This window comes from Cupriavidus neocaledonicus, from assembly GCF_000372525.1.
GTDB classification, from domain to species: domain Bacteria; phylum Pseudomonadota; class Gammaproteobacteria; order Burkholderiales; family Burkholderiaceae; genus Cupriavidus; species Cupriavidus neocaledonicus.
On record NZ_AQUR01000098.1, the window covers coordinates 132,682 to 156,838 of the forward strand.

Below are 24,157 nucleotides of genomic sequence, written 5' to 3' on the forward strand. Positions count from 1 at the left end.
CTGCCGGCACCTGCGTATTAAAGAATGCGGCGCACGTCATCGACGTTGGCGGTCTGGCCGTCGCCCAGGTCCACCAGCACGCCACTGGCGTCGCCGCTGATGCTCTGGACCTTGCCGTACACCAGCGCCACCGGCTGCACCGAGGTGCCGTTGGCGGTGGCGTTCACCTTGAAGGTGTAGTCGCCGTCGGCCACGGCGACGCCGGCGTTGTTCTTGCCGTCCCACGCGATGTTGTGCACGCCCGCGGTCTGGCCCTTCATGTCGATGGTGCGCACCACGTTGCCGTCCTTGTCGAGCACGTCGACGGTGACCGCGTCCGCGGTCGACGGCAGGTCCACGCCGATCTTGCCCGGCACGCCGCCTTCCACCGATACCTGCTTGCCCGGCACCATCACGGTACGGCCGATCAGCGCGGCCGAATCCATCGCGCGGCTGGCGCTGACCTGCGACAGCAGCTGCGACAGCGTCGCGTTCATGGTCTGCATGCCGCTGACCGTGCTGATCTGCGCCAGCTGCGAGGTCAGCTGCGCGTTGTCCATCGGGTTGAGGGGATCCTGGTTGTTCATCTGCGTGACGAGCATGGTCAGGAAGTTGTTCTGCAGCTCGGACGCGCTGGCGCTGCCGCTCTTGAGCGCGTCGTTGATGCCTTGCGTGTTGCTGCCTTGCGTGTTGCTGCCTACCGGCGAGGTGGTGGTCATGTCAGTTGCTTGTGTGCGAGGTGCGGATGGAGCCGTTGCCGTGACGGGCCGGGTCGTTTTACTGGCCGATCGTCAGCGTCTTCAGCATCATGTTCTTGGCGGTGTTGAGCACTTCCACGTTGGCCTGGTAGGAACGCGAGGCCGAGATCATGTTGACCATCTCCTCCACCGGGTTGACGTTGGGCATCACCACATAGCCCTGGGCATTGGCCATCGGGTGCGTGGGGTTGTGCACCATGCGCGGGGGCGACGGGTCCTCGCTCACGCCTTGCACCTGCACGCCGCCAATATCGGTCTGGCCCGGCGTGGGCGCCATGCCGAACACCACCTGCTTGGCGCGGTAGGCCTGGCCGTCGGGGCTGACCACGCTGTCGGCGTTGGCCAGGTTGGACGCGGTCACGTTCATGCGCTGCGACTGCGCGGCCATGGCCGAGCCTGCGACGTCGAAGATGTTCATTGCCGGCATGGGTTCGCTCCCCGGTTACTGCTGGATCGCGGCCAGCATGGTCTTGATCTTGGAATTCATCACCGTCAGGCCGGACTCGAAGTGCACGGCGTTGTCGGCGAAGGCCACGCGTTCGGTGTCCATTTCGACGGTGTTGCCGTCGACGCTGGACTGCAGCGGAATGCGGTAGGCCAGGTCGAATTCCTCGCGCCCCGGCGCCTGCGCGGGCAGGTGGCGCACCGAGGTGGTCGACAGCGACATGCCCTCGTTGCGGTGGCCGCGCTCCACGGTCTGCGCCAGCGTGCTGGAGAAATCAAAGTCGCGCGCCTTGTAGCCGGGCGTGTCCGCGTGCGCGATGTTCGAGGCAATCACCGACTGCCGCTGGTTACGCAGGCTCAGCGCTTCCTGCTGGAAACGTAGCGCCGCATCAAGTCTGTCAATCATCTGGCCTCTCCGTGCTGGACAAGCGCTCCTGTCAACGGAGCGCACGTAGCTTCTTCAGGGTTGGCATCTTAGGCGGGGTACTGTCACGCCAATCGGATGAATAAGGACGGGAAATCCGCGCATTTCGGCCCGCCCGCGCGCGGGGCGCTGCCTACAATGGGCCCCGATGACAGATGTATACGGCGCGCGCAGCCAGTCACGGGGCCGCGCGCCGTCCTTGCCGGAAAGTCCAGATGACACAGCATTGCCGCAACGCGCGCCGCCTGGCGCAAGCCACGCTTGGCGCCTGCCTGCTTGGCGCTGCCGCCGCCGCGCTGGCACAGGTCACGCCGGTGGCCATGCAGGCACCGGCCGCGCACGGTGGCGGCAGCCACGCCCACGCCGCCGCCAGCCCCTTCACCGAAGACCCCGCGCGGGTGGCCATCGAGCGCTTCCTGCAGCAGCAGGCCGCCGGGCTGCCGGGCAAGGTCAGCGTGCAGGTGGCACCGCCGTCAGGCGGGCGCGCGCCCGAATGCATCGCGCCCGATCCCTTCCTGCCCGCCGGCGCTTCGCCATGGGGCCGCGTTTCGGTGGGCGTGCGCTGCGGCGGTGAGCGGCCCTGGGTGCGCTACATGCAGGCGCGTGTATCCGTGCTGACCGACTATTACGTGGCCGCGCGCGCGCTGGGCGCGGGCGAGCCGGTCGGCCAGGCCGATGTCGAAGTCCGCCAGGGCGACCTGGGCGCACTGCCGCGCGCGGTGATCACCGACCCGGCGCAGCTTGCCGGCGCCGTCACCGCCAACCGCATCGCCGCCGGCTCGCCGCTGCGCGCAGACCTGCTGCGCAAGGCCATCGCCGTGCGCCAGGGCCAGACCGTCACCGTGGCGGTCCAGGGCGAGGCCTTCCAGATCACCAGCGAAGGCAAGGTGCTGGCCGACGCCGCCACCGGCAACACCGTGCAGGTGCGGCTGCGCAACGGCCAGGTGGTCAATGGCCTGGTGCGCAGCGGCGACACCGTGGTGCTTCAATGACATTGCGCCGGGTGCTGTAACCGTGGCTGGAATGACTGGAATTCCGGGGCCGGCGGCATGCGAAAATGCCGCCGCAGCCGCCGCGCAGCGAATCCGGGCCAGGCGCCCTAAAGAATTCGCCGGCGCGTCCGTAATGCCATAGGAAACCAGCAAGGATCGCCCCGTGAAGATCAACCACTCCACCTCGTCCCGGCCCGCCGACGCCGCCGCCGGCGACGCCGCCCGGCCCCAGGCCGCCCCGGCCGCCGCCGCAGCGGCCGCGCCGTCGGCCGGCCTGAGCGTCAGCCCGCTGGCCGCCCAGGTGCGCGACATCAGCGCCCGCCTGGCCCAGCCCACTGACGACGATATCGATACCGCCAAGGTCGAAGAGATCCGCCAGGCCATCGCCGAAGGCCGGATCCGCATCGACCCGGGCAAGATTGCCGATGGCCTGCTCGCCACCCTGCGCGAGCTCGGCCAGGCCGACGCCAAATAGCCACCATGAGCCAGAGCCTGATCCAGTCCCTGCAGCGCGAAACCGAAGGCATCCACGCCTTCGGCCAACTCCTCGCCGAAGAGCGCGACGCCCTCAAGCGGGGCGACTTCCAGTCCCTGAGCGGACTGCTGACGCGCAAGGTAGAACTGGGCCAGGCTTTGTCCCGCCAGCTCAAGGCCCGCGAAGCCCAGATGGGCGCGCTGGGCCTGCGCGCCGGCCCTGAAGGCCAGCTGCTGGGTCGCCAAATCGAACCGGCGGTGGCCGATGCCTGGCGCGGGCTGATCTTCGCGGCCCGCACCGCGCGCGACGCCAATGCGCTCAACGGGGCGGTGGTAGACGCCCATCTCGACTTCACCCGTGAAGCCATCCAGGCGCTGCGCCAGCATAGCGGCTGGGATGCGGGGTTGTATGGGAAGGATGGGAAGGCGGCGGCGGGTGTGGGTGGGGTTAGTTTGGCGGCCGGGTAAGGGTTCGGTTGCCGTGCGCTTTCTGCCATGGCAATAGCGTGCGCGTTCACTTCGTTGATGCGCTCGCCCTCACCCCAACCCTCTCCCGCAAGCGGGAGAGGGAGTACACAAATCGTGCGCGGGACCACGCCACCGTCATGGTGGCAGATATGATTCGCAGCTCAAAGCGGTGGCTCAAACAGGTGGAAGTCCCAAATCCAACCCTCAACCGCCGGCTCTTCGCAGCGCACGCGCATAGTGTTGTGCTTGCTCCCGACCTTGGTTAGATAGCACTTGGTATTGATTGGCAACATCTGGAAGTTCTCGCTCTGCGCACTGGCATCCTCTTCGGTAGCGTAGAGCTTAACGGCAGTAATGGTCACGCTTGGCGTAAAACTGATGCGCAGACCAGTGACAAATACGTACGCTCCGGCCATAAGCGTAAGCAATCCCAAGGTAATGAATATCTTCCTCATGGTCTACCAGTTGGTGGACGCGCCATGCTTCCAACCTTTTGGATACAGCCTTCTTTCCACGACACGGTTGGACTTGCTAACCACGGATAATAGCTCGGCGGGCGTAACGGGCGTCTGTATGTTGCGTGGGTCATGTGCCAGGATGCCGATGTTCTCCAGTGCTTGAGCGGTGTTGGTCGAGCATGAATTCCTGAGAAGATCATATTTTTTGCCTGCATTCACACGGCTTTCTAGATCGGCCTGTAGCGCGTCAGCTTCCATCGGGGTCACCCAGAGACGGAGGCCGATGATATCTCGTTGCGCCGTCTCTCGGTAAATGTAGGCGGTTGGCGCTTGGCGACGATAACCGTCCGCCTGGCGATTGTACGTAATTCCGCGCACTTCAATGGCTGCATGACCCATTATCGACGATGGATTTGGCATGCTATCGAAGACCAGTACTTCGATAAATTCGCGCTCAATGTAGATAGGTTTTGGTGCATCCGCCGGCAGCGGCGTCGTTCGCCGCTGCGCAACCAGGGTAAGGATCTTACCGTTAGGATGTTTGACGGTTGCCATTAGCGCATGCCCTCAGCGTAGACGTCGATCCCCTCAGCTTGCGCAACCGTACTAAGCATGTGCGTATGGCCCTGGGCGTTCGTTCGGCCATACTCGAATTCACCGGATGCACGCAGGATTGCATAGTCCGTATTCGCAAGGGGGGCGCCTGTGGATAGATCGCGTAACACAAACAAATCCGTATGCAAGTCGCTCGTGGGTGCCACGGCGAATGCGGACGACTTTGTCATGTAGGCAGTTCCCGCTGAGCCAGGTAACGGGTGCTCTGCAACCGTGACACTTGACGAGGCTAGCAGTACCGCGCCGCAGGCAGTACGCATGCCATGCATGGCAACAGCAATTCCATCCACCGTGATTTGCGCATGACCCTCAATGATCGGGAACGTCCCCTTGCATCGAGGGCAAACAACCATGTGCCCCACGCCGGCCCAGGCTCTTCCATTTGATTCCGTATTCATGAAGCCTTGAATAACGGTGCCGCCGTGGTCCGTTCGATCGCCGCGGCAAATGATGCCTTTCATCATGATGACTAAGCGAAGTGGCCAAGATTTCCGCTTATATCGATGAAGCTTAATGCCGTATATAGGAAATATCTGATTTATCGTTTCCCGGAGCCATGTAGTGGTTTTGAGTCTGGCAGCTGTTTGACCGGATCGCCTGATGTTCCATTTTTTCGTCGATTGTTGATAAGTGACGAAAAAACGGAACATTCGTCGCTACCTGAACCCCACCACCACCTCATTGCTCCGCCCGTGCAACACCGGCACCAGGCTCCCCTGCCCGGGCACCCGGAACGCAAACACAAACCCCTTGGTGGCATCGTCGCCGAAGAAGGCCTCGGTCTTGCCCTCGGCCTGCGGCAACAGCACGCAGCGTTGCGCATTGCACAGGTAGGCCTGCAGTTCCGCCGGCGGCGTCTTGGCGAAGCTGTAGCGCCAGCGCACCGAAGTAATCACCCCTTCCGATTGCGGCAATACGCCGGTGGGCAGGATCGGTGGCGATACCGCGCGCTGGCCGCGGCCGTGCAGGGCCGGGCCGTTGACGGAGCCCATCCATGCATGGCGGGTGCCGGCGTCGAACGCGGCCCACGCGCACGCAGATACCGCCGCCAGCAGCCAGCATGCGCCACGCGCGGTGCGCGCCTTGCCGGGCATCACAGCAGGCCGCGCAACTGGCTGCGCAGCCGGTTGATGGCCTGGCCGCGGATCTGGCATACGCGCGACTCGGTCACGTCGAGCACCGCGCCGATTTCGCGCAGGTTCAGTTCCTGGTCGTAGCACAGCGACAGCACCAGCTTCTCGCGCTCGGGCAGGCGTTCGATGGCTCGGACCAGTGCCTCGCGCATGCCGCTTTCCATCAGCACGGTCAGCGGGTTGCCGTCGTCGCTGCCGCCGAGGTGGCGGTCGAGGAAGTCTTCTTCGCCGGAGCGCTCGAAGTCTTCATAGTGCAGCAGCTGGCAGCCATAGACCTCGTTGAGCAGCAGCTGATATTCGTCCAGCGGCATCTCCATGGCCTCGGCCACTTCGGAATCGATCGGCGTGCGGCCGAGCTTCTGTTCCAGGTTGCGCTGGGTGCGTTCGATGCGGCGGGTGAACTGGCGCAGGCTGCGCGATTGCCAGTCGTTGGCGCGCACCTCGTCGAGCATGGCGCCGCGGATGCGCTGGCTGGCGTAGGTCTCGAAGCGCGCGCCGTGGGTGTCTTCATAGCGCTTGGCGGCGTCGAGCAGGCCGATCATGCCGGCCTGGATCAGGTCGTCGATCTGCACGCTGGCGGGCAGCCGGGCGGCGAGCTGCAGCGCGATGCGGCGCACCAGCTGGGCGTGCGCCTTGACCACATCGGCCTGTTCGAGCTTTCCCTGGATCGTGTACATAGTGCAATTCTCGTGAATGCTGGATTGCTGGATTGCTGGACCGGCGCGCCTTGGCGTGCCGGCTGGCTCAGGGTGTGGTGGTTTCGGGTGGCATGGCTGGCAGGCTCAGGCCATCGCGGGAGCGGCGGCGGGCATCGCAGCATCCGCGCGCAGCGGCCAGGCGCCGATGCCGCCTGCGCTGCGGCGCAGTGCCGCGGTGGCCGGCGCGGCCGGGAAGGCATCGACCACGCAGCGGCCCAGCTGCGCGGCGCGCGCCACCAGCGGGTCCGCCGGCAGCCAGCCCGCGCACAGCACTTCGACGCCGAGGTATTGGCTGGCGGTGCGCGCCAGGTTGCGCAGGATGGCCTGCACCGTGGCTTCGCTGGCCGCCAGGTTGACGATCAGGTGGAACTGGCGCCACGCGTACAGGTGGTGCAGCCGCTTGATGCAGGCGTAAGCGGCGGTGATCGACGCCAGCTCCGGGCGCATCACCACCAGCACGTTGTGCGCATCGCCCGCAAGCGGCGACAGGGCGCCGTCGGCGTCGAGGCCGGCGTCGACCAGCACGCTACGGAAATCGTTCGTCGCCGCCGTCGGCAAGGCAGCGCCCGGCACCGGCCGGCCCGCCGGCAGTACCGACAGCACGCCTTGCGGGCTCACGCCCGCCGCGGCCTCCAGCGACAACCGGCCCGCGTAAACGTCGGCCAGCGTGCCCGCCGGCCTGGCGCCGGACCAGCGCGTGGCACGGGCGTTGGCGTCTTCGTCGACCAGCAGCACGCGCTCGCCCTGCATCGCCAGCGCATGCGACAAGCCCAGCGCCACGGTCGTAGCGCCGGCGCCGCGTTCGCTGGCGAGCACGGCGATGCGGCGCGTGGTGCGCGGCGCCAGCATCCTGCGCAGGCTCGCGGCCTGGTCCATGGCGAGGGTGCTCACTGCAGGGCCTCCGCGGCGGCAGCAGGCGCGGCGTTGCCGCGGCCCGGATAGTTTTCCAGCACGTCGAGCAGCGCCAGCATGCGGCCCATGCCTTCATTGAGCACGGTGCCCGGCACCGGCGCGCCGGGGCGCACCGTACGGCCGGCCAGGCGCGCCAGGAACGCGGGCGCGGCCGCGGTCGGCGCATGTTCCAGGCGCAGCACCGACAAGCCCAGCTGCAGCGCGGCCACCGCGCCGGCATCGTGCGCATCCCGCGCGTCCTGCGCGAAATGGTCGATGGCATGGCGCAGCGTGCGCAGGCCGGTCTCGGCCGCGTCGGTCCACAAGGCCCAGCGCGCCACCTGCACGGCATCCTGCGCCAGGGCCGGGTCGCACAGCAGGTAGCGCGTATCGAGCAGCTCGCCGGTGGCGCGATCGGCCAGGCGGGCCACCACCAGGCAGGCGTCGATGCCGCCTTCGGGCGTGCCCTTGCCGCGCACCGGGCTGTCCGGCACGCGCACCTCGGCGGTTGCCAGCCAGCGCACGGCATCGCGCTCGCGCACGGTGTCTTCGCCGACGGCATGGAAGGTCAGCGTATCCGCCAGTGCATCCAGCTTCCACGCGGTGCCGGCGCTGACCACGCGCGCGGTCTTGCGCGCGCTGGCCACCCAGCGCTCGCCGGCCTGCTGCCAGCGCGCCAGCGCGGAGGCGGACGGCAGCGCGTCGACCAGGTTGACGACCTTGCGCGCGGCGCTCATCGCGGCACGCAGGTTGGCGGCATCGGCTTCGGCTTCGCCCAGCGGCTGGCCGGCACGGCCAGTGGGCGTGACGGCGGCGGCCAGCGGCATGCCGTTGCGGTCGGCCAGCCACAGCGTGTGCTGGATCGGCTGGGGCGAGCGGCGCCCCGGCACGGCCACCTGCAGCGTGGCGGCGACCGCCAGCACGTACTGGTCGCACTGGCGCGTCACGTCACGGCACACCGCTTCGCGCACCTGCTGCGACATCGCGCGCAGGGCCGGCGCGCCGGCGCCGCGCTGCTGCCACAGCGAGCGGGCCAGGTCGAAGCCCAGGCCCGCGCCGTTGAGTTCGGCCACGCACTGGCCGAGCGCGTCGGCGCTATCGGTCAGCGAGCGCAGCACGTCGGTGGCGCCACCGCGCGCGGTGGTCTCTTCACCCGCACCGGCGGCGGCACGGCGCGCCGCTTCGGCATCGGCAAACACCGAGCCGCGTCGCGGCGTCAGGAAGGCGCGCTCGACCAGCGCTGCGCTGTTGGCCAGTTCCAGGTGCTCGGGCACGCGCTGCCCGGTGGAGGCATAGAACACCGGCAGCCGGTGGCGGATCACCACGTCCAGCACCGATCCCAGATGCGTGGCTTCATCCAGCTTGCTGATGATGCAGCCGTCGATGCCGCCGCCATCCGGCGCGGCGTCATGGCGGTAGGCGTGCACCACCTCATTGAGCGTATCGCCATGGCTGGCGCCGTTGAGCAGCAGCACGCGCTGCACCGGTGCGGGCACGCCGGCCAGCATCGCGATCTGTTCCGACAGGCTGCGGTCGCGCTGGCTCATGCCAACGGTGTCGATGATGACCAGGTGCTTGTCCTTCATCGCCGCCAGCGCGAAGCGCAGGTCTGCGGCGTCTTTCACGGCATGCACCGGCACGCCGAGGATGTCGCCATAGATGCGCAGCTGCTCATGCGCGCCGATCCGGAAGCTGTCGGTGGTCAGCAACGCCAGCTTGTCGGCGCCGTTGCGCAGCACGTAGCGCGCGGCCAGCTTGGCCGTGGTGGTGGTCTTGCCCACGCCGGTGGGGCCCACCAGCGCCAGCACGCCGCCCTGCGCGAACAGGTGGTCTTCGTCGCCCAGCACCGGCAGCTTGCTGGCCAGCTCGCCGCGAATCCAGCCCATGGCCGCGGGCCGGTCATAGCCCAGCGGCAGCCGCGCCAGCAGCGTGCGCGCCAGCTGCCCGGAGAAGCCGGCGCCCACCATCCATTCGAACAGCGATTCGCGCAGCGGGTCGCTCGCGGCCACGCCGTGCGCCGCCGCGCTCGGGGCCACGCCCGGCGCCGCGCCGATGCCGGCCAGCTGGCGTTCCAGCATGGCCCGCATCGATTGCAGCTCGCCGCGCAGGTCGCCGATGGCGGCGGGCTCGGGTGCCGGTACCTGCGCCGGTGCCGGCGGCACATACACCTGCGCGCTGGCCGACACGCTGCCCAGATCGGTATCGCGCATGGCGACGATCTCCACGCCGCCCTCAACGGTGCGGTTGGACAGCACCACGGCGTCAGGGCCCATGGCTTCGCGCACCTGGCGCATGGCTTCGCGGCCGTTGGCCGCGACAAACTTGGCTACGCTCATCGTTGACTCCTCACGCGCCGATCATGGCGGTGATGCGGATATTGCGGTTGTCCGGCACCTCGGCGTGCGACAGCACCCGCAGTTGCGGCATGGTCCGGCGCAGGAAGCGCGCCATCAGCGGACGCAGCTGCGACGGCACCAGCAGCACCGGGTCCATGCCCATCTGCTCCTGACGCGTAACCGCGCCCTGGGTCTGCTGCAGCAGCGCGTCGGCCAGGCCCGGCTCGATGCCGCCGCCGTTGGTCAGCGCCTGCGACAGCACGCGCTCCAGGCCGGCGTCGAGGCCGATCACCTGCAGGTCGGCATTGTTCGGGAACAGCTGCTGCGTGATGGCGCGGCCCAGCGCCACGCGGACCATCGCAGTCAGCTCGTTGGGGTCGCTGATCTTGGGCGCGTGCTCGGCCACCACATCGAGGATGGTGCGCATGTCGCGGATCGGCACGCCTTCGTCCAGCAGGTTCTGCAGGATCTTCTGCAGCGCGGTCAGCGAGATCGTCTTCGGCACCAGGTCTTCGGTCAGCTTGGGCGACTCCTTGGCGATGCGGTCCAGCAGCGCCTGCACTTCCTGGCGGCCCAGCAGTTCGGCCGCGTGCATGTGGATCAGGTGGTTCAGGTGCGTGGCCACCACGGTGCTGGCATCGACCACGGTGTAGCCGTACGCCTGCGCCTGCTCCTTGATGCCGGCATCGATCCACACCGCCGGCAGGCCGAAGGCGGGATCGCGCGTGGCCGCGCCCGGCAGCGTGCCGCTGACCTGGCCCGGGTTGATCGCCATCCACTGGCCCGGCATGGCCTCGCCACGGCCGATCTCCACGCCCTTGAGCGTGATGCGGTAGGCGTTGGGCTTCAGTTCCAGGTTGTCGCGGATATGCACCACCGGGACCAGGAAGCCGATCTCCTGCGCCACCTTCTTGCGGATGCTCTTGATGCGGCCCAGCAGCTCGCCGTCCTGCGCGCGGTCCACCAGCGTGATCAGGCGGTAGCCCACTTCCATGCCGAGCGGGTCCACCAGCGTGACGTCGTCCCAGCTGGCTTCGGTCGATTCCTGTGCCACCGCCGGGGTGCGCTCTTCGCGCTGTTTGCTCTGCGCCTGCGTCGCCGCGCGGCGCGCGATATAGCGGCCCATCCATACCAGCGCGCCCGCCAGCAGCAGGAAGGCAAAATGCGGCATGCCCGGGATGATGCCCATCAGGCCGATGATGCCCGCGGTCAGGTACAGCACGCGCGGGTTGGCGAAGAGCTGGCCGGTCAGCTGCTCGCCCACGTCCTGCTCGTTCGACACGCGCGACACGATCACGCCGGCCGCGGTGGAGATCACCAGCGCCGGAATCTGCGCCACCAGGCCATCGCCGATGGTCAGCAGCGTGTAGTTGTGCACGGCGGTACCGAAGTCCAGGTCATGCTGGACCATGCCCACCACCATGCCCGCGGCCACGTTGATAAACATGATCAGCAGGCCCGCCACCGCATCGCCGCGCACGAACTTGCTGGCACCGTCCATGGCGCCGTAGAAGTCCGATTCCTGCGCCACTTCCGCGCGGCGCTTCTTGGCGGCGGCTTCGTCGATCAGGCCGGCGTTCAGGTCAGCATCGATCGACATCTGCTTGCCCGGCATCGAATCCAGCATGAAGCGCGCGCCGACCTCCGCAATCCGCCCCGCGCCCTTGGTGATCACCATGAAGTTGATCACCACCAGGATGGCGAACACCACGATACCCACGGCAAAGTTGCCGCCCACCAGGAAGTGGCCGAAGGCCTCCACCACCTTGCCGGCCGCGTCCGGGCCGGTATGGCCTTCCAGCAGCACCACGCGCGTCGAGGCCACGTTCAGCGACAGCCGCAGCAGCGTGGTGAACAGCAGCACCGCCGGGAACGCCGCGAAATCCAGCGGCTTCTGCGTGTACATGCTGACCAGCAGCACCATGATCGCCAGCGCGATATTGAACGTAAACAGCAGGTCCAGCACAAAGGCCGGCAGCGGCAGGATCATCATCCCCAGGATCATGATGATCAGCAGCGGCCCGGTCATGGCCTTGAGCTGGCCGGCGGAGCGCAGGCCGGGCAGGTTGAAGAGGTTGCTCAGAGCATTCATTCGCGCATTTCCGGTACGGCGAGTTCATCGGGCACGTGCAGGTCCGCCGGCGCCTGCGGCTGCGGGCCCTGCGAGTAGTGCCAGTGCTTCAGTTGATAGACCCAGGCCAGCACTTCGGCCACGGCGGTATAGAGGCCGGCCGGGATTTCCTGGCCCAGCTCGACATGGCGATGCAGCGCGCGCGCCAGCGGCGGCGCCGACATCAGCGGCACACGGTGCTCGGCCGCCAGCGCGCGGATGCGCGCGGCGACCTCGCCGGTGCCCTTGGCCACCACACGCGGCGCGCCCATGCGCCCTTCCTCATAGCGCAGCGCCACCGCAAAGTGGGTGGGATTGGTCACCACCACATCGGCCTTGGGCACCTCCGTCATCATGCGGCGACGCGCCATGGCGCGCTGCTGCTGGCGGATGCGGTTCTTGATATGAGGGTCGCCCTCGCTCTCCTTGAATTCCTGCTTGACCTCTTCCTTGGTCATGCGCAGCTTCTTGAAGAACTCCCAGTACTGCCACGGCACGTCGATGGCCGCCACCACCAGCAGCGACAGCGACACCACCAGGCAGCAGAACATCACCAGGTCCACCATGTGCAGCAGCGCCTCCTGCACCGGCGCATTCATCAGCGCGATGGCCTCGGGCAAACGGCGCCACAACACCCAGGCGCCGACCGCGCCCACCAGCAGCGACTTGGCCACGGCCTTGAGCAGCTCCACCAGCGAATGCGCGGAGAACATCCGCCCCAGCCCCGCAATCGGCGACAGCCGCGACAACTGCGGCGCAAACGACTTGGCCGAGAACACCCAGCCGCCCAGCAGCAGCGGCGCGGCCAGCGCCGCCACGCCGAACAGCAGCAGCAACGGCAGGAAGGCCAGCAGGCTGTCCCACACCATCAGCGCAAAGCGCGACAGCATGCGCGACGGATCGAACGCCGTGGCCGGCTCAAAGCGCAACGCGCCCTGCATCACCTGGTTCAGGCTGCGGCCCAGGTGCCCGCCCAGCGTCCACAGGCCGGTCACGCCGGCAATCAGCATCACGAACGTGGCCAGCTCGCGCGAACGCACCACCTGCCCCTCCTCGCGCGCCTTTTCCAGGCGCCGGGGTGAGGCGGGTTCGGTTTTCTCGAGATCGCTTTCTTCGGACATCCACGCTCCGTGCGAAGCGGCAGGCCGCTATTCGTCAGCGGGGATTATCGAAGCGGGGTGGGATTCCCATTCGCGCGAAAAGGCGGGGGAATTGGGTGCTGTTTGGGAAATGAGGGACTGTTGGGGTTAACGGCGCAGGGGTCAGAAGTCTTTAGCGGGAAAGTGACGAAGCCGCCGACCCGCGGTGCGCGGAAGCGACCTTTGCCCGCTGACTGAAAGCGCGTTTCACATCGTGGGATTTCCGCGTTGCGCAGCGCCGCATCCGCTTTCGTTCTGCGAAAAAACGTTCCGTATCATGAAAATTAACACCTATCTCATTGAAATACAAGGAAAAACAAAGTCTTATGTCTTATATAAGACATAGCCGCAACGGAGCCGGATCCCCCTACAATGAGTTCACGCTGTTTGCTTCGACCCACGGTCGGCACGCCAAACGATTTTTCTCAAACGCGCCTTATCTTAGGAAACTGACATGGCCCAGTATCAAGACGACATCAAGGCAGTGGCTGCTTTGAAAGAAACCCAGGGCAGCGCCTGGAATGCCATCAACCCCGAGTACGCTGCCCGCATGCGCGCGCAGAACAAGTTCAAGACGGGCCTGGACATCGCCAAGTACACCGCCAAGATCATGCGCGCCGACATGGCCGCCTATGACGCGGACCCGTCGAAGTACACCCAGTCGCTGGGCTGCTGGCACGGCTTTATCGGCCAGCAGAAGATGATTTCCATCAAGAAGCACTTCAACAGCACCGAGCGCCGCTACCTGTACCTGTCCGGCTGGATGGTCGCCGCGCTGCGCTCCGAGTTCGGCCCGCTGCCGGACCAGTCGATGCACGAGAAGACTTCGGTCAGCGCGCTGATCCGCGAGCTGTACACCTTCCTGCGCCAGGCCGACGCCCGTGAACTGGGCGGCCTGTTCCGCCAGCTCGACGCCGCCACCGGCGCCGAAAAGGCCGCGATCCAGCAGAAGATCGACAACCACGTCACCCACGTGGTGCCTATCATCGCCGACATCGACGCCGGTTTCGGCAACGCCGAAGCGACCTACCTGCTGGCCAAGCAATTCATCGAAGCCGGCGCCTGCTGCATCCAGATCGAAAACCAGGTGTCCGATGAGAAGCAATGCGGCCACCAGGACGGCAAGGTCACCGTGCCGCACGAGGACTTCCTGGCCAAGATCCGCGCCATCCGCTACGCCTTCCTGGAACTGGGCGTGGACGACGGCATCATCGTCGCCCGCACCGACTCGCTGGGCGCCGGCCTGACCAAGCAGATCGCCGTGACCCGCCAGCCGGGCGACCTGGGCGACCAGTACAACTCGTTCCTGGATTGCGAAGAACTGTCGGCCGACCAGCTGGGCAATGGCGACGTCATCATCAAGCGCGACGGCAAGCTGCTGCGCCCGAAGCGCCTGCCCAGCAACCTGTTCCAGTTCCGCGCCGGCACGGGTGAAGCCCGCTGCGTGCTGGACTGCGTGACCGCGCTGCAGAACGGCGCCGACCTGCTGTGGATCGAAACCGAAAAGCCGCACATCGCCCAGATCGCCGGCATGGTCAACGAAATCCGCAAGGTCATCCCGAACGCCAAGCTGGTGTACAACAACAGCCCGTCGTTCAACTGGACGCTGAATTTCCGCCAGCAGGCGTATGACGCGATGAAGGAAGCGGGCAAGGATGTTTCGGCCTACGATCGCGCCCAATTGATGAGCGTGGAATATGACGACAGCGAACTGGCCAAGCTGGCGGACGAGAAGATTCGTACGTTCCAGGCTGATGCGTCGCGTGAAGCCGGCATCTTCCATCACCTGATTACGCTGCCGACGTATCACACGGCTGCGCTGTCGACTGACAATCTGGCTAAAGAGTACTTCGGTGACCAAGGCATGCTGGGTTATGTGGCTGGGGTGCAGCGGAAGGAAATCCGTCAGGGTATCGCTTGCGTCAAGCACCAGAACATGTCGGGCTCCGACATTGGTGATGACCACAAGGAGTATTTCAGCGGCGAAGCGGCGCTGAAGGCGGCGGGGAAGGACAATACTATGAATCAGTTTTGATTCTGGTGGGGCACTTTGAAGCAGAACGCCAACCCGTGAGGGTTGGCGTTTTTTTGTGGCTAGGCGCACTCAGAGCGACTAGTCCCGAGCCCGAAATTGTTGCTCATGCTTACTTCGCCTTTTCTTCATAAAAGATCGCATCCAACATAGCCGCACGGGCGCGCCAAGCTTCCCTCTCTAGACCATTTGAAGGCTCCGGGGATTGCCACCAGGGCGACTGCATAATGCGAACAACTACCTCCTCCCAGTACCGTTCATAGTCAAGCTGACTAGATTTCACAATGCCAACGTCCTCGGCTAGTTTTCGCTTGTTCTGAGCGTCGACGCACAGGAAGACATCGGGGCGTTTCATTGCGAGCAGCCGCGTCGCCGTTGCAAGACCATCACCGCCGTTCGTATATGCTTTCAAATACTCCTCAATATACTCTTCGTACTGCTTCTTGCTGACTTTCCCTTCCAGCGGAATCTTATCAAGGCCACGCGAGTAGGCTTCATCCCCGGAACTGATCCGCCCGGCAAAGGTACCTGCCCCTTTCATGCTGCCAAACCATGCAGAATGCTTGATTGCCTTCACCTTACTAGGTAGCCCAGCGATCCCTTTTCGCACTTCGAGACTCATGTCATTGAAATGTTTGTAAGTCTGAAAGTACGCCCGAATCTCTTTGATTAAGGCAAGCCTCTCCTCGAATCCGTGATACTTGTCCTTCTTGACTTCGGCGAGGTAATCCTTCCATTCCATTGACATCACTTTGGACTGGACTGCTGGCTTCTTCGCCCCCCTGTCTCCATAGATGTCAGCGACCTTCTTCAACTCACGTGCCTTTAGCTTCCATAGCTTGCGATAGCTTTCAGCCTCACTTTGGCGGATGGTCTGGGCTTCGCTCCAATGTTGCGAAATGGCATCAGCAATCTCCTGTTTCAATTTGGATTGACCATCTCGACTGGTGATAAGAATCGAAAGCTCGGAATTCTTTGTTAGTGCTCCGACAGTAAGGTTCGGACTGCCGATGACAACCTCCCAGGCCTCGCTACTCCAGAATAGGTAGACCTTGGGGTGAAACACCCCGTCAGGCTGAAGCATAAATTTCACTTTCCGCGATCCTACGAATTCATCGAGAACATCAGGATGCGTTTGGTAGAAGTGTGTGCCAATGACCGCTTGGACAATCTTCTGTTCGTGCCGTACCAGCGATTTAAAAACTTCTGTTTCAGCCGACGCCCACGCTGTTGCAATGGCGATAGAGGGATAACCCTCTACAAGCCGTTTCAGTTGCTTGCTTAGTTCCGCATTCGTGCTAATGAGCTTCATCTGTCCCTCAATTTTTCTACCTTGCGTAGCGAGCAACACATTCGCCACACATCCATTCACCGTCACCGTAGATGCCACCTGTCATATCGGTTCTCTGATAGCACCAGGCACACATCGAGTAGATGCCACTATCTTCATAACGGTCTATTTCCACTTCTCTATAGCCCTTCTGATTGGAGGGCAGCGTCTGGGGATCCGGTGGCGTGGCAAACCTTCCGCAGTTTGAACACCAGTGGCCTCCATGATGTTCAATCGTACTAGCCGCCTTGCAGTAAGGACAGACGACAACGCCAGGGATAACGGCGCGCGCGACAGCGGTGGGGACAATTTCAGCAATGCTCTCCACCCTACGGCAACTCATGCCGCTGCTGTTGAGATGGTTCAGGAGTGGATCAAAGCCCTTGTCACCACTGAGCACAAAGCATTCGGTATCTGGAGCTTTCTCAAAGGTCCTGCCAAGCTCAAAAGCAATGTGGAAGTCCAAGGCATTCTTCCCATTCCCGGAAATTTTCAGGAAATCCACGCGGCTGAACCTATGGGCTGTCGCCGGCTTCCTGGAGATCTTGGGTGGATTCTGACTCGCGCCGATGAAGATGATGGCCCTAAAGCTGTCATCTAAAGACGACAAGTCAACCTTGTGCTTGTTCTCCAAATCAACGAGCAGTAGCTTTTTATTCTTCATTTACGCTTGGCTTCTTTGACAATTTGATAGCGCTAGCCTTCTGGCAGGAGATCATACTTGCAGATGACTCCGGCTCACGCTTGAATCGAGAGCCTGCACTCAGTCACCGTCTTCATGTATGCCTTGACTGAATTCGTGAGGACCGCTAGGAACAACATCCCGCTTCAATACGCCCGCGAACATGACCATTTCCCAACGCGGTCTCGCAATGAACTGCAATGCGAATCTTTCGCATTTGCCTACGGGCTTCCGCAAACGTCGAATTTCATGCCTTGCCCGTTAATGCGACGCTATATCCACCTATCGCGCCAATCTCCTGACGTGCGGACGACCACACAAAGACATCACCCATTTGGGTGGCGCAGAAAGCTTGTTCGATGGTTACACTTATTTACAGGGCGTAAACTGGAAATTTTAATCAACCGATAGCCCTGTGGCTAGATCCTCACAGTGATGGTGCGTCTTTTTCCACTGATGTCGTCCCGTTAAATCAAGAGGCTTCGGAGAGGAATTATGAAACGTTTTTGGAAAGCTTTTGCTGCTGTCGCAGCGGGATTCGCTGCGCATACCGGCAATACAGCGCCGCTACCAGCCCCGGAGCGAACCCATTCCGTTGCTAGCTCGTCGACCACTTCGATCGACGCTAAGTCGCTAGAGGTCATCGCAGTACAGATTCGCCTCAGACGCCTTCAACTTTGTATTGAAGCGTGCAGCCGATGAGCAAGAGTCCCCGCATGGCGTACCACAAATCGCACTCTTCGCGTTCGTTGCATCGCGCTCACTCGTCGCACTACCCCAGCTGTTATTAAATTAAAAACCTTTTAAATCCGATTCCACAAGGAGTCCGCTTTCATTGAGGTCGCCGTGGCAGAAAAAACTGGTAAAAAGCGGATCGCACTGAATGTTTATCTTCTCAAGGTAAACCCTGATCCAGAATCTAAGGGGATTTGGTCGAAGAAAGAGCTCCTCGCTAGCCCGATCAATGGTTCCGGCAAAGCCATACAGATAGAAACTGACGACTATCCACTCGGATCGAGTGGCGAACTCGGTATTCTTTATGTAAGAAAGCCGATCAGGGAAATAGCGCCCGAGTGGCTCGAGTTCGTTGAAAAGGGACTCGAAGATACTGCCCCGCTCACCATATTGAAGAACCGAAGCGTCTCGGCCATCCTGGTTCTTGAGCAGAATGACCGGCAGTTCGCCCTCGCATTTGGACATGGCCGGTTTATGATCGAACCGCGGATAATCGAGGACCGTTTTGGAATTCGAGTGGTTCTGAACAGCATTTCCCCTGAGAAGGTCGCCTCTATTGACCGTCAGACCTTCGACGCATCACCAAAAATCAGCCGAGTTCAGACAGTCAAAGCCTCCTCAGTATCGGACTTTATGATAAGTCCCGAGCAGGACCTCTTGCGCGGGCTTGTGGGCTTCACCAAACCAGAGTACGAGGGGCACCTTGGCGGAGTGGTGGCCGGCATTGATTCATTCAAGACTTCGTTACCTATTGAACTTTCCGATCTGCCAGACCTCCTCAGAGTTGCACTGGAACGATCCGAGTCAAAGGACTATCTTGCACCAGACTCGCAGGGCAACATCAGCCAATTCGCGTGGGTCGAGAACCTATTACCCATAAAGGACAAAACGCTCATCGACAAGTTAGATATGAACGTCTGGGATCGACTGCGTTCACGAAAATTGGATAATATGTGGCTCGCGGTACCCGACATTGTTGACTGGAGTCAGGTAACCGGCTTTCGCTATACGACGTCGGAAGACGCGGCCATCGAGGAGCATCTCGATCTGGCAAAATTTGTGACGACTCTGCGCAAGGACGCCACACTTGAGACCGTGAAAAAGAGAGAGATCTTCATGCTCATGGCCAGCGGGGTTCCCGCCCAGCGATTTAGCGCATTCAAGTGCATCTATGCCGAGGTGAAAGACAATCTCGATCTCTTCATCCTCCATGTCGGTACTTGGTTCAGGGTTGAAGCCAGCTTCCAGCGCGCCGTCGAGAAGTACTTTACCTCCTTGCCCCGAAAAACGTTTGCGCCTCCGTTCATGCAATACGAGCACCCTGGCGAAGGTGCGTATAACGAAGCGGTCTGCGCTGCAAGCCCTCGCACCCATGGAATGCTCGACCGACGGCTCGTTCGATTCGGGGGAACATATGACAAGATTGAAGTGTGTGACATCCTCAAGGTCCCAACAGGTGGGGACTCTAAAGGCATCCAGTTCATTCACGTAAAGCGAGGGCGCAGCTCTGCAACTTTGAGTCATCTTTTCGCGCAAGGGCTAGTGGCAGCTACTCTGCTGGTAAGGGAAAGCAACTTTGTGGCAGAGGTGAATAAACAATTGACGGATCTCTCATTGGCACTTCTGCCAAACAAGTTCTCGGCGCATGGTAACGAAGTTGTCTACGCAATCATCGACGGTCCGGCTGGCAGCCCACTTGACATTCCTTTCTTTAGCAAGGTGACGTTGCAGAACTGCGGCAAATCAATCTCAGCTTTTGGGTATTCCGTCAGTCTCATGCATATCCCGGAATCTTCGGTCCATCTTGGGACGATGGCAGCGAGAGCCGCAAAGAAGAAGTCCGCAAACAAGGGTACTAAAAAGTCAGGTAGGCCACGTTCAACTCGGCCCCGTCCCAGTGCGATTTAGCCGTAGGCGTACGCTCATTCAGACAGGCCAACTTGGTAGCAATGGCGGGGCGCCACAAGTTTTTCGGTATTTCATGGGTACAGGATGGTGTGCACCGCTTGGCCTAGGGATCGTGTCGCATCGGTTGGAGGAGCACCGTTCCCCCAAATTCCCGATACCACGATCATGACGCTTTTTCGCATAGCGTCCGACGGAGCTTTAAATGCCGATGCGACCGGTTTCCTGCACGTCATAGAGGACAAGCCCTCGGGGCGTTGGCTAAGGAGAAGTCGACGGCAGCTATGGGTGCGCCAGCGGCCACTGGCAGAATTGCTACACTGAATCCGACGGCCAACGATAACTTGCTTCGAGTCGGGCATGACATCGCCGCATATTCCAACGCGGAATATGCGCGGCTGGTTCACCGATGGAGTACCTCTACGAATCCGTCTCGTCCGACGACGGTTCAACGTCTTCTGCGGTGCCCTCGAGGCGAGACGCTCTCCCACGCTTCGATGCTTTCCGGACAGCATCCTTCTTTGCGAGCTTGTAAGCAAACGCTAATTGCTTTGGCGTCAGCGAGCCCCCGTATTGCATACACGCCGCTCGCAATGACATCGCCAGCTTGTCCTTTGAAGACTTCCACCAGTTCGCAATAACCGGATGAGCCCTTTCGAAGTTGCGAAAACCAGCGCCTTTGTGAACACGCAAGGGCGGGGCGGTGATCAGCCGCGAGACTTTCAATGGAAGCGCTGTCTTTAGCGGAGCCAGTATATGCTGCATGGGACTTATCGGGTCACGTGCTGGCTCGCTTGGGGCGGGCTCACGATTGCGAGTAAGCTTCTGCATTCGTCCCCGGTTATACGCACGCCGCTCCTCAGCGGAAAGCTGATGCCACGCGCTCCCATTCTCATCCTCGGTCATTCATGTCCCCTTCAATTCCGCAGAAGCCGAATGGCCTATGGAAATCCTGAACCGCTGTTGTCGAAATTGCGATTGAGGGAACTTAGCAGCAGCAGAAATACCAGCCAATACCCCGGTGGAGGTCCTCTGCCGTGACCTTGCTCTAAGTCAAAGAGGTCCGTGCCGGCGATCTTTAGCGAAAGACCACAGGACCTCGTTACGGCCACGCGTGCCGGGGAATCCAACAGCTGCGGATGGTGCGGAGCGATCCGCATCAAGACCACTTCGTATGCCGCTCGACCAAGATCGCGTCGTCGCGCAGTCTTGCGAATGGCACCATGCTGCCCCGGATGACAGCTATGTCCGATTCCGCGAGCCACATATCGCTATCGCCTAGCAATTCCAGCATGGCGCGAAACGCGCAGTCGGCAACGATACTATTCAGCCCGACTCGCCCTTCTCGGATGTGTTCGTGTATGGCGTCGATCAAATCCGCGTGATCGGCGATTTCGCGGCGAAGTTGCAGTTTTGAACTGACATATCCGACGTATCCACGTCCGCCTTGCGCCACGATGGCGATGGCCCGATACAGGCCTTCCATCTCATGCCTGCGTATGAACGGCGCGGGCTCACCCCGCGCGTGGAAGAACACCTGCAAGACCTCCGCACTTTTGACAATGCTGGTGCACCACTTGCCGTCCCGCATCAGCGGCGGCTCGCGCAGATCACGCACAACAAAGAGTCTGTCGAGATGTTCGGCGAATACGCGTGCTTGTTTCGCACGCCATGGGCGCTTCCAACCGTTGCCGAATTCGCGTTCATAAACCCATTGCTTCACTGCGGGGACAAGCGAGCCCATCAACCATTCCAGCGCATACTCGCATGACCAGTCACCGCGCCGTGAGAATGTCTGGTGTGGCTCCAGGTCATCGGGTTGCCACAGCAACACCACCTCACTCCCTATGGAAAGTTCTTCGATCTCCGTCGCATACACAATGGCGTGATAGCCGGCATCAAAATTTTCGGTGTTGTGCTTATGATAGGGCTTCAATACATTGCGATTGGCGTCGAACATGTGCCACGGCGTGACACCTTTGTCGACGTCATGCGCTTCAACAAATCGTCCTATTTCCTGCCATACCCTTCTGTCGATCGCGGCGAGCGCTACTTTGTTACCCGCTCATTTGACAAACGGAAAATCCACCGCGGACCAAGCCTTTTCCAGTTCAACCAGCGCGTCGCGCATGACATTTGTAAGCAGGTCAGCGACATGAGAAATTTCCCGTGCGCCCTCCTCCTGAAAGAAAATGCGGCAGTTCGGCAAGTCAACAAGGTACTGCTGAGCGTTCTGAGGAAGCACACCTGCGATGAATCCCCGGTACGTAGGCGTCAGCGGCGCGTTGCTACCAAACAGGAATTTCCTCAACAGCCACGTGTGATCCACTGTAAGCGTGATCCCCGACAAGTCAGGCCGTGCAAATGAGATGGCAGCCGAAGCGCGTGCAAACCGGCGATCTGGCAGGACAGCACTCAGCGAAAACCACGGTCCCTTGAAATGCCAGCTGTTTCCATGTCGATTGACTTGCCGACAAACCCCATCGATCTCTAGCGATGAAGCGAGATACCCATCGTCGTCGGATTCGACCGAATCGCTCTGCGCTCCTGGCAAAGCCGCTCGATGCTCTGGGCTTGATGTGCCAATCTGAGCAAACAGATCACGGGCCCAGCGCGCCACACTCTCTCTCGGATCGAAGAACGCCTTGCTCACCACCTCGTAAAAGGAGACCCGTTCCATCCACCGATTGGCAAACAGCTCGATACTGTGCCAGGGAAAGAACTTGGACAATATGTCCGGATAGTTCTGAACGCGCTGTGTCAGCGTATGCGCTGTCCACAAATCGCCCTCGATACCGGCCTGCTTCAAGCGCTCCTTCTCCGTCTTCCAGCGAAGCGCCAACTGACCGCCACCCATATCCTGCTGCGCCACGATCATTGTGAATGTTCGTGTGGAAGCTGCCCACGGTCCTTGCAGGAAGGCATCGATGGCCTTGGTCAGGCGCGTTGGATCGAACGTTTTCCATGCCTTACACTCGAATACGCTGAGCCTGCTAATTCCTTGCGCGTCAAATGCAAACAAGTCGATGCCACCTTGTGCCTTCCCTTCTCCGCCAAGACGCTTGCAGCCTGCCAGCCTATAGTCCTTCCTGAGTAACCACCAGCAGAACTGCTCGAAGGTGGTGCCACTCATCGCGGAAAAATCGAGCAATGGCTCGCCCAAGGGAGGCGCCGCCTTGCTGGCCGAGACGGGAGCATCGGGGGCCAAGAATTCTGGCCATTCTTGGGGCAAGTCGGAGAGCGGATCTGTCATCGTTGTCGTTTCGCGGATACGGAGTGCCTAGGCGCTTCGGCCGAATCATGACATGAGCGAAAGCCGGCAAGGGTGACGGACACCCAGCATCCCACTACCGTGGGGTCTTCGACCCATCCCATGTGCCGACACCCCGATCAGACGTCACGAAACTTCGCGTAGCCGACCGCCAATTCTCAGGATGGGGACAGCCGGTTACACGACTGCCCCACCCAACATCACTCAACCTCCACCGCCTGCCCCTCCACCACCGCCAACTCACTCAAAACCTGCGTCTCATGCGCAAGCGTGGCCGCCAGCGAGAGCAAACTCTTCCAAACCCCCTGCTCCAAATCCACCGCCTCCAAACTGACAGCCCCATGCTCACTAGCCATGAGCAATAGCCCATGAAGCTGCGCCGCCCGTTGCACCGCAAGACTCAACGGATTCTCCCCGGGGCTATGAGCGGTGACGAGCATGTCGACACCATTGTGTTCGGCAGTAATACCGTGATGACTATGGCTATACATGGCACACCTCCACATACGCGCCCCGCGCAAGCTGCTGCATTGTGAAGGTACTGAAGATCGCCAATCGCCCAGAATGGGCAAGTAAGAAATGAAGCATGGGAATGCCCCCTTATCCATACAGGTTCAGTCCCGCTCCCCGGTTGCTGATAGGGGTGGGCGGGCGCAAGGCAGGGTTAGCAGACCGGGAAAGAGCCGAAAGCCGGCGAGCCCGAAGGCTCCCCTGCCAGGGCCCGCCCAAAGAAGGGGCGTGCGCAGGCACAGCGGACGTAAGGATACCGCCAGAAGGCAAACGTTCGGCTCTCTCTCCGGGCTGCTAAACCCGATCGCCACGACGCAGCGACGAACCCAGTATGAAGAGGGGCAACAAGGGCGAGTATGGGCAAACTCTTAAAAGAGCGATCATCGTCGGATGGCCGGGGATGGTGGGGTCCGCAGGTGTTGATGCGGTTGACTTCGTGGATGCGCCGGCCCTCTCCCCCGCCCCTCTCCCGCAGGCTGTATAGACCGGGGACATAGGTAACAGGTGTGCCAGGACATGGGTAACACTTTTCCCGCTTAGTCAGCGGGAGGATAACGTTGCCCTGGAGCCAAACCACCGTGAAGCAGCAAAGAGAAGAGTTCGTCCGCCTGGCACGCCAGGCGGACGCCAACATTGCGGAGCTTTGCCGCCGCTTCTGCATCAGTCGGAAGACCGGTTATAAGTGGTTGAATCGAGAGGATCTGGACGACCGAACTCGGCGTCCACATAGCTCTCCCGGTCGAACTCCAGCTGCCATCGAAGAGCGCGTGCTA

The 24,157-nt window shown here is 62.0% G+C and carries 23 protein-coding genes; 6 read left to right on the forward strand and 17 right to left on the reverse strand.

From position 1 onward, the window contains the following. Positions 1-17: 17 nt before the first annotated feature. Genes flgD through flgB form a run of 3 tightly spaced genes read right to left on the reverse strand, consistent with a single transcriptional unit; the run spans position 18 to position 1,587 of the window. Positions 18-698 carry a flagellar hook assembly protein FlgD gene (flgD, locus tag A3AG_RS0117100; RefSeq protein ID WP_018006606.1) on the reverse strand — a complete coding sequence of 227 codons (681 nt, stop codon included), beginning with the start codon at positions 696-698 and terminating at the stop codon, positions 18-20. A 58-nt stretch (positions 699-756) separates the two neighbouring features. Further along, positions 757-1,164 (reverse strand): flagellar basal body rod protein FlgC, encoded by a 408-nt coding sequence (flgC, locus tag A3AG_RS0117105; RefSeq protein ID WP_018006607.1) that lies wholly within the window; start codon positions 1,162-1,164, stop codon positions 757-759. 15 nt (positions 1,165-1,179) lie between these two features. Next, positions 1,180-1,587 carry a flagellar basal body rod protein FlgB gene (flgB, locus tag A3AG_RS0117110; protein ID WP_012355129.1) on the reverse strand — a complete coding sequence of 136 codons (408 nt, stop codon included), beginning with the start codon at positions 1,585-1,587 and terminating at the stop codon, positions 1,180-1,182. A gap of 233 nt (positions 1,588-1,820) precedes the next feature. Between flgB and flgA the strand changes: the two genes are divergently transcribed. The 3 genes from flgA (at position 1,821) to A3AG_RS0117125 (ending at position 3,539) form a co-directional block, all read left to right on the forward strand. Continuing rightward, the gene (flgA, locus tag A3AG_RS0117115) at positions 1,821-2,597 is read left to right on the forward strand and encodes a flagellar basal body P-ring formation chaperone FlgA (RefSeq protein ID WP_018006608.1); all 777 of its coding nucleotides are present in this window, start codon (positions 1,821-1,823) and stop codon (positions 2,595-2,597) included. Positions 2,598-2,760: 163 nt separating this feature from the next. Next, positions 2,761-3,072 carry a flagellar biosynthesis anti-sigma factor FlgM gene (flgM, locus tag A3AG_RS0117120; protein WP_018006609.1) on the forward strand — a complete coding sequence of 104 codons (312 nt, stop codon included), beginning with the start codon at positions 2,761-2,763 and terminating at the stop codon, positions 3,070-3,072. 5 nt (positions 3,073-3,077) lie between these two features. After that, positions 3,078-3,539 (forward strand): flagellar protein FlgN, encoded by a 462-nt coding sequence (locus A3AG_RS0117125; protein WP_018006610.1) that lies wholly within the window; start codon positions 3,078-3,080, stop codon positions 3,537-3,539. 161 nt (positions 3,540-3,700) lie between these two features. Here A3AG_RS0117125 and A3AG_RS0117130 read toward each other — a convergent pair whose 3' ends face one another. The 9 genes from A3AG_RS0117130 to flhB all read right to left on the reverse strand — a co-directional run bounded on the left by A3AG_RS0117130 (position 3,701) and on the right by flhB (position 12,901). Beyond that, the gene (locus tag A3AG_RS0117130) at positions 3,701-3,994 is read right to left on the reverse strand and encodes a hypothetical protein (protein WP_018006611.1); all 294 of its coding nucleotides are present in this window, start codon (positions 3,992-3,994) and stop codon (positions 3,701-3,703) included. 3 nt (positions 3,995-3,997) lie between these two features. Continuing rightward, positions 3,998-4,552 carry a DUF4105 domain-containing protein gene (locus A3AG_RS33465; protein WP_081610743.1) on the reverse strand — a complete coding sequence of 185 codons (555 nt, stop codon included), beginning with the start codon at positions 4,550-4,552 and terminating at the stop codon, positions 3,998-4,000. Further along, positions 4,552-5,262 (reverse strand): PAAR domain-containing protein, encoded by a 711-nt coding sequence (locus A3AG_RS33470; protein WP_204321160.1) that lies wholly within the window; start codon positions 5,260-5,262, stop codon positions 4,552-4,554. Before A3AG_RS33470 ends, A3AG_RS33465 begins: the two co-directional genes overlap by 1 nt. Positions 5,263-5,268: 6 nt before the next feature. Continuing rightward, the gene (locus A3AG_RS0117140) at positions 5,269-5,706 is read right to left on the reverse strand and encodes a flagellar protein FlhE (protein WP_018006613.1); all 438 of its coding nucleotides are present in this window, start codon (positions 5,704-5,706) and stop codon (positions 5,269-5,271) included. Beyond that, positions 5,706-6,422, reverse strand: coding sequence for an RNA polymerase sigma factor FliA (locus A3AG_RS0117145; protein WP_018006614.1), 717 nt, complete (start codon positions 6,420-6,422; stop codon positions 5,706-5,708). The genes A3AG_RS0117140 and A3AG_RS0117145 overlap by 1 nt, the downstream gene beginning before the upstream one ends. Before the next feature lie 105 nt (positions 6,423-6,527). Next, positions 6,528-7,319 carry a MinD/ParA family ATP-binding protein gene (locus tag A3AG_RS0117150; RefSeq protein WP_035849083.1) on the reverse strand — a complete coding sequence of 264 codons (792 nt, stop codon included), beginning with the start codon at positions 7,317-7,319 and terminating at the stop codon, positions 6,528-6,530. Between the two features lie 11 nt (positions 7,320-7,330). After that, positions 7,331-9,670 carry a flagellar biosynthesis GTPase FlhF gene (flhF, locus tag A3AG_RS0117155; protein ID WP_018006616.1) on the reverse strand — a complete coding sequence of 780 codons (2,340 nt, stop codon included), beginning with the start codon at positions 9,668-9,670 and terminating at the stop codon, positions 7,331-7,333. A gap of 10 nt (positions 9,671-9,680) precedes the next feature. Further along, on the reverse strand, positions 9,681-11,762 hold the full coding sequence (gene flhA, locus A3AG_RS0117160; RefSeq protein WP_018006617.1) for a flagellar biosynthesis protein FlhA: 2,082 nt from the start codon (positions 11,760-11,762) through the stop codon (positions 9,681-9,683). Next, positions 11,759-12,901, reverse strand: a complete 1,143-nt coding sequence (gene flhB, locus A3AG_RS0117165) for a flagellar biosynthesis protein FlhB (RefSeq protein WP_018006618.1) — start codon at positions 12,899-12,901, stop codon at positions 11,759-11,761. Before flhB ends, flhA begins: the two co-directional genes overlap by 4 nt. A gap of 472 nt (positions 12,902-13,373) precedes the next feature. Here flhB and A3AG_RS0117170 point away from each other — a divergent pair, with 472 nt between their 5' ends. Next, entirely contained in the window at positions 13,374-14,954 is a 1,581-nt protein-coding gene (locus tag A3AG_RS0117170; RefSeq protein WP_018006619.1) for an isocitrate lyase, read from the forward strand. Between the two features lie 109 nt (positions 14,955-15,063). Here the strand turns inward: A3AG_RS0117170 and A3AG_RS0117175 are convergent, their stop codons facing one another. Both A3AG_RS0117175 and A3AG_RS34010 read right to left on the reverse strand, forming a co-directional pair. After that, complete coding sequence (locus A3AG_RS0117175) at positions 15,064-16,263, reverse strand: phospholipase D family protein (RefSeq protein WP_115678585.1); 1,200 nt, start codon at positions 16,261-16,263, stop codon at positions 15,064-15,066. Between the two features lie 16 nt (positions 16,264-16,279). Beyond that, positions 16,280-16,945, reverse strand: a complete 666-nt coding sequence (locus A3AG_RS34010; protein WP_081610744.1) for a PIN domain-containing protein — start codon at positions 16,943-16,945, stop codon at positions 16,280-16,282. An 864-nt stretch (positions 16,946-17,809) separates the two neighbouring features. On the opposite strand from A3AG_RS34010, the gene A3AG_RS0117190 reads away from it, so the two are divergent. After that, entirely contained in the window at positions 17,810-19,606 is a 1,797-nt protein-coding gene (locus A3AG_RS0117190) for a TIGR04141 family sporadically distributed protein (protein WP_157625335.1), read from the forward strand. Between the two features lie 1,156 nt (positions 19,607-20,762). On the opposite strand, the gene A3AG_RS0117195 is transcribed toward A3AG_RS0117190, so the two are convergent. From A3AG_RS0117195 to A3AG_RS0117205, 3 genes are all read right to left on the reverse strand, one after another. Continuing rightward, on the reverse strand, positions 20,763-21,563 hold the full coding sequence (locus A3AG_RS0117195) for a hypothetical protein (RefSeq protein WP_018006625.1): 801 nt from the start codon (positions 21,561-21,563) through the stop codon (positions 20,763-20,765). A 105-nt stretch (positions 21,564-21,668) separates the two neighbouring features. Continuing rightward, complete coding sequence (locus A3AG_RS0117200) at positions 21,669-22,856, reverse strand: hypothetical protein (RefSeq protein WP_018006626.1); 1,188 nt, start codon at positions 22,854-22,856, stop codon at positions 21,669-21,671. Between the two features lie 218 nt (positions 22,857-23,074). Then, entirely contained in the window at positions 23,075-23,365 is a 291-nt protein-coding gene (locus tag A3AG_RS0117205) for a hypothetical protein (RefSeq protein WP_018006627.1), read from the reverse strand. A 597-nt stretch (positions 23,366-23,962) separates the two neighbouring features. Between A3AG_RS0117205 and A3AG_RS33480 the strand changes: the two genes are divergently transcribed. After that, on the forward strand, positions 23,963-24,157 hold a 195-nt coding region (locus A3AG_RS33480), incomplete at its 3' end, for a helix-turn-helix domain-containing protein (RefSeq protein WP_167332274.1).

Coding starts and splice junctions, on each gene's coding strand:
- flgC (WP_018006607.1), bottom strand. CDS start 1,164: ATGCCGGCAATGAACATCTTCGACGTCGCAGGCTCGGCCATGGCCGCG.
- A3AG_RS0117145 (WP_018006614.1), bottom strand. CDS start 6,422: ATGTACACGATCCAGGGAAAGCTCGAACAGGCCGATGTGGTCAAGGCG.
- flgA (WP_018006608.1), top strand. CDS start 1,821: ATGACACAGCATTGCCGCAACGCGCGCCGCCTGGCGCAAGCCACGCTT.
- A3AG_RS0117175 (WP_115678585.1), bottom strand. CDS start 16,263: ATGAAGCTCATTAGCACGAATGCGGAACTAAGCAAGCAACTGAAACGG.
- A3AG_RS0117195 (WP_018006625.1), bottom strand. CDS start 21,563: ATGTTCGACGCCAATCGCAATGTATTGAAGCCCTATCATAAGCACAAC.
- A3AG_RS0117150 (WP_035849083.1), bottom strand. CDS start 7,319: ATGGACCAGGCCGCGAGCCTGCGCAGGATGCTGGCGCCGCGCACCACG.
- flhA (WP_018006617.1), bottom strand. CDS start 11,762: ATGAATGCTCTGAGCAACCTCTTCAACCTGCCCGGCCTGCGCTCCGCC.
- A3AG_RS33465 (WP_081610743.1), bottom strand. CDS start 4,552: ATGGCAACCGTCAAACATCCTAACGGTAAGATCCTTACCCTGGTTGCG.
- flhF (WP_018006616.1), bottom strand. CDS start 9,670: ATGAGCGTAGCCAAGTTTGTCGCGGCCAACGGCCGCGAAGCCATGCGC.
- A3AG_RS0117205 (WP_018006627.1), bottom strand. CDS start 23,365: ATGTATAGCCATAGTCATCACGGTATTACTGCCGAACACAATGGTGTC.
- A3AG_RS0117140 (WP_018006613.1), bottom strand. CDS start 5,706: ATGCCCGGCAAGGCGCGCACCGCGCGTGGCGCATGCTGGCTGCTGGCG.
- flgB (WP_012355129.1), bottom strand. CDS start 1,587: ATGATTGACAGACTTGATGCGGCGCTACGTTTCCAGCAGGAAGCGCTG.
- A3AG_RS0117130 (WP_018006611.1), bottom strand. CDS start 3,994: ATGAGGAAGATATTCATTACCTTGGGATTGCTTACGCTTATGGCCGGA.
- A3AG_RS0117170 (WP_018006619.1), top strand. CDS start 13,374: ATGGCCCAGTATCAAGACGACATCAAGGCAGTGGCTGCTTTGAAAGAA.
- A3AG_RS33470 (WP_204321160.1), bottom strand. CDS start 5,262: ATGTTCCGTTTTTTCGTCACTTATCAACAATCGACGAAAAAATGGAAC.
- A3AG_RS0117200 (WP_018006626.1), bottom strand. CDS start 22,856: ATGACAGATCCGCTCTCCGACTTGCCCCAAGAATGGCCAGAATTCTTG.
- flgD (WP_018006606.1), bottom strand. CDS start 698: ATGACCACCACCTCGCCGGTAGGCAGCAACACGCAAGGCAGCAACACG.
- flhB (WP_018006618.1), bottom strand. CDS start 12,901: ATGTCCGAAGAAAGCGATCTCGAGAAAACCGAACCCGCCTCACCCCGG.
- A3AG_RS0117125 (WP_018006610.1), top strand. CDS start 3,078: ATGAGCCAGAGCCTGATCCAGTCCCTGCAGCGCGAAACCGAAGGCATC.
- A3AG_RS34010 (WP_081610744.1), bottom strand. CDS start 16,945: ATGAAGAATAAAAAGCTACTGCTCGTTGATTTGGAGAACAAGCACAAG.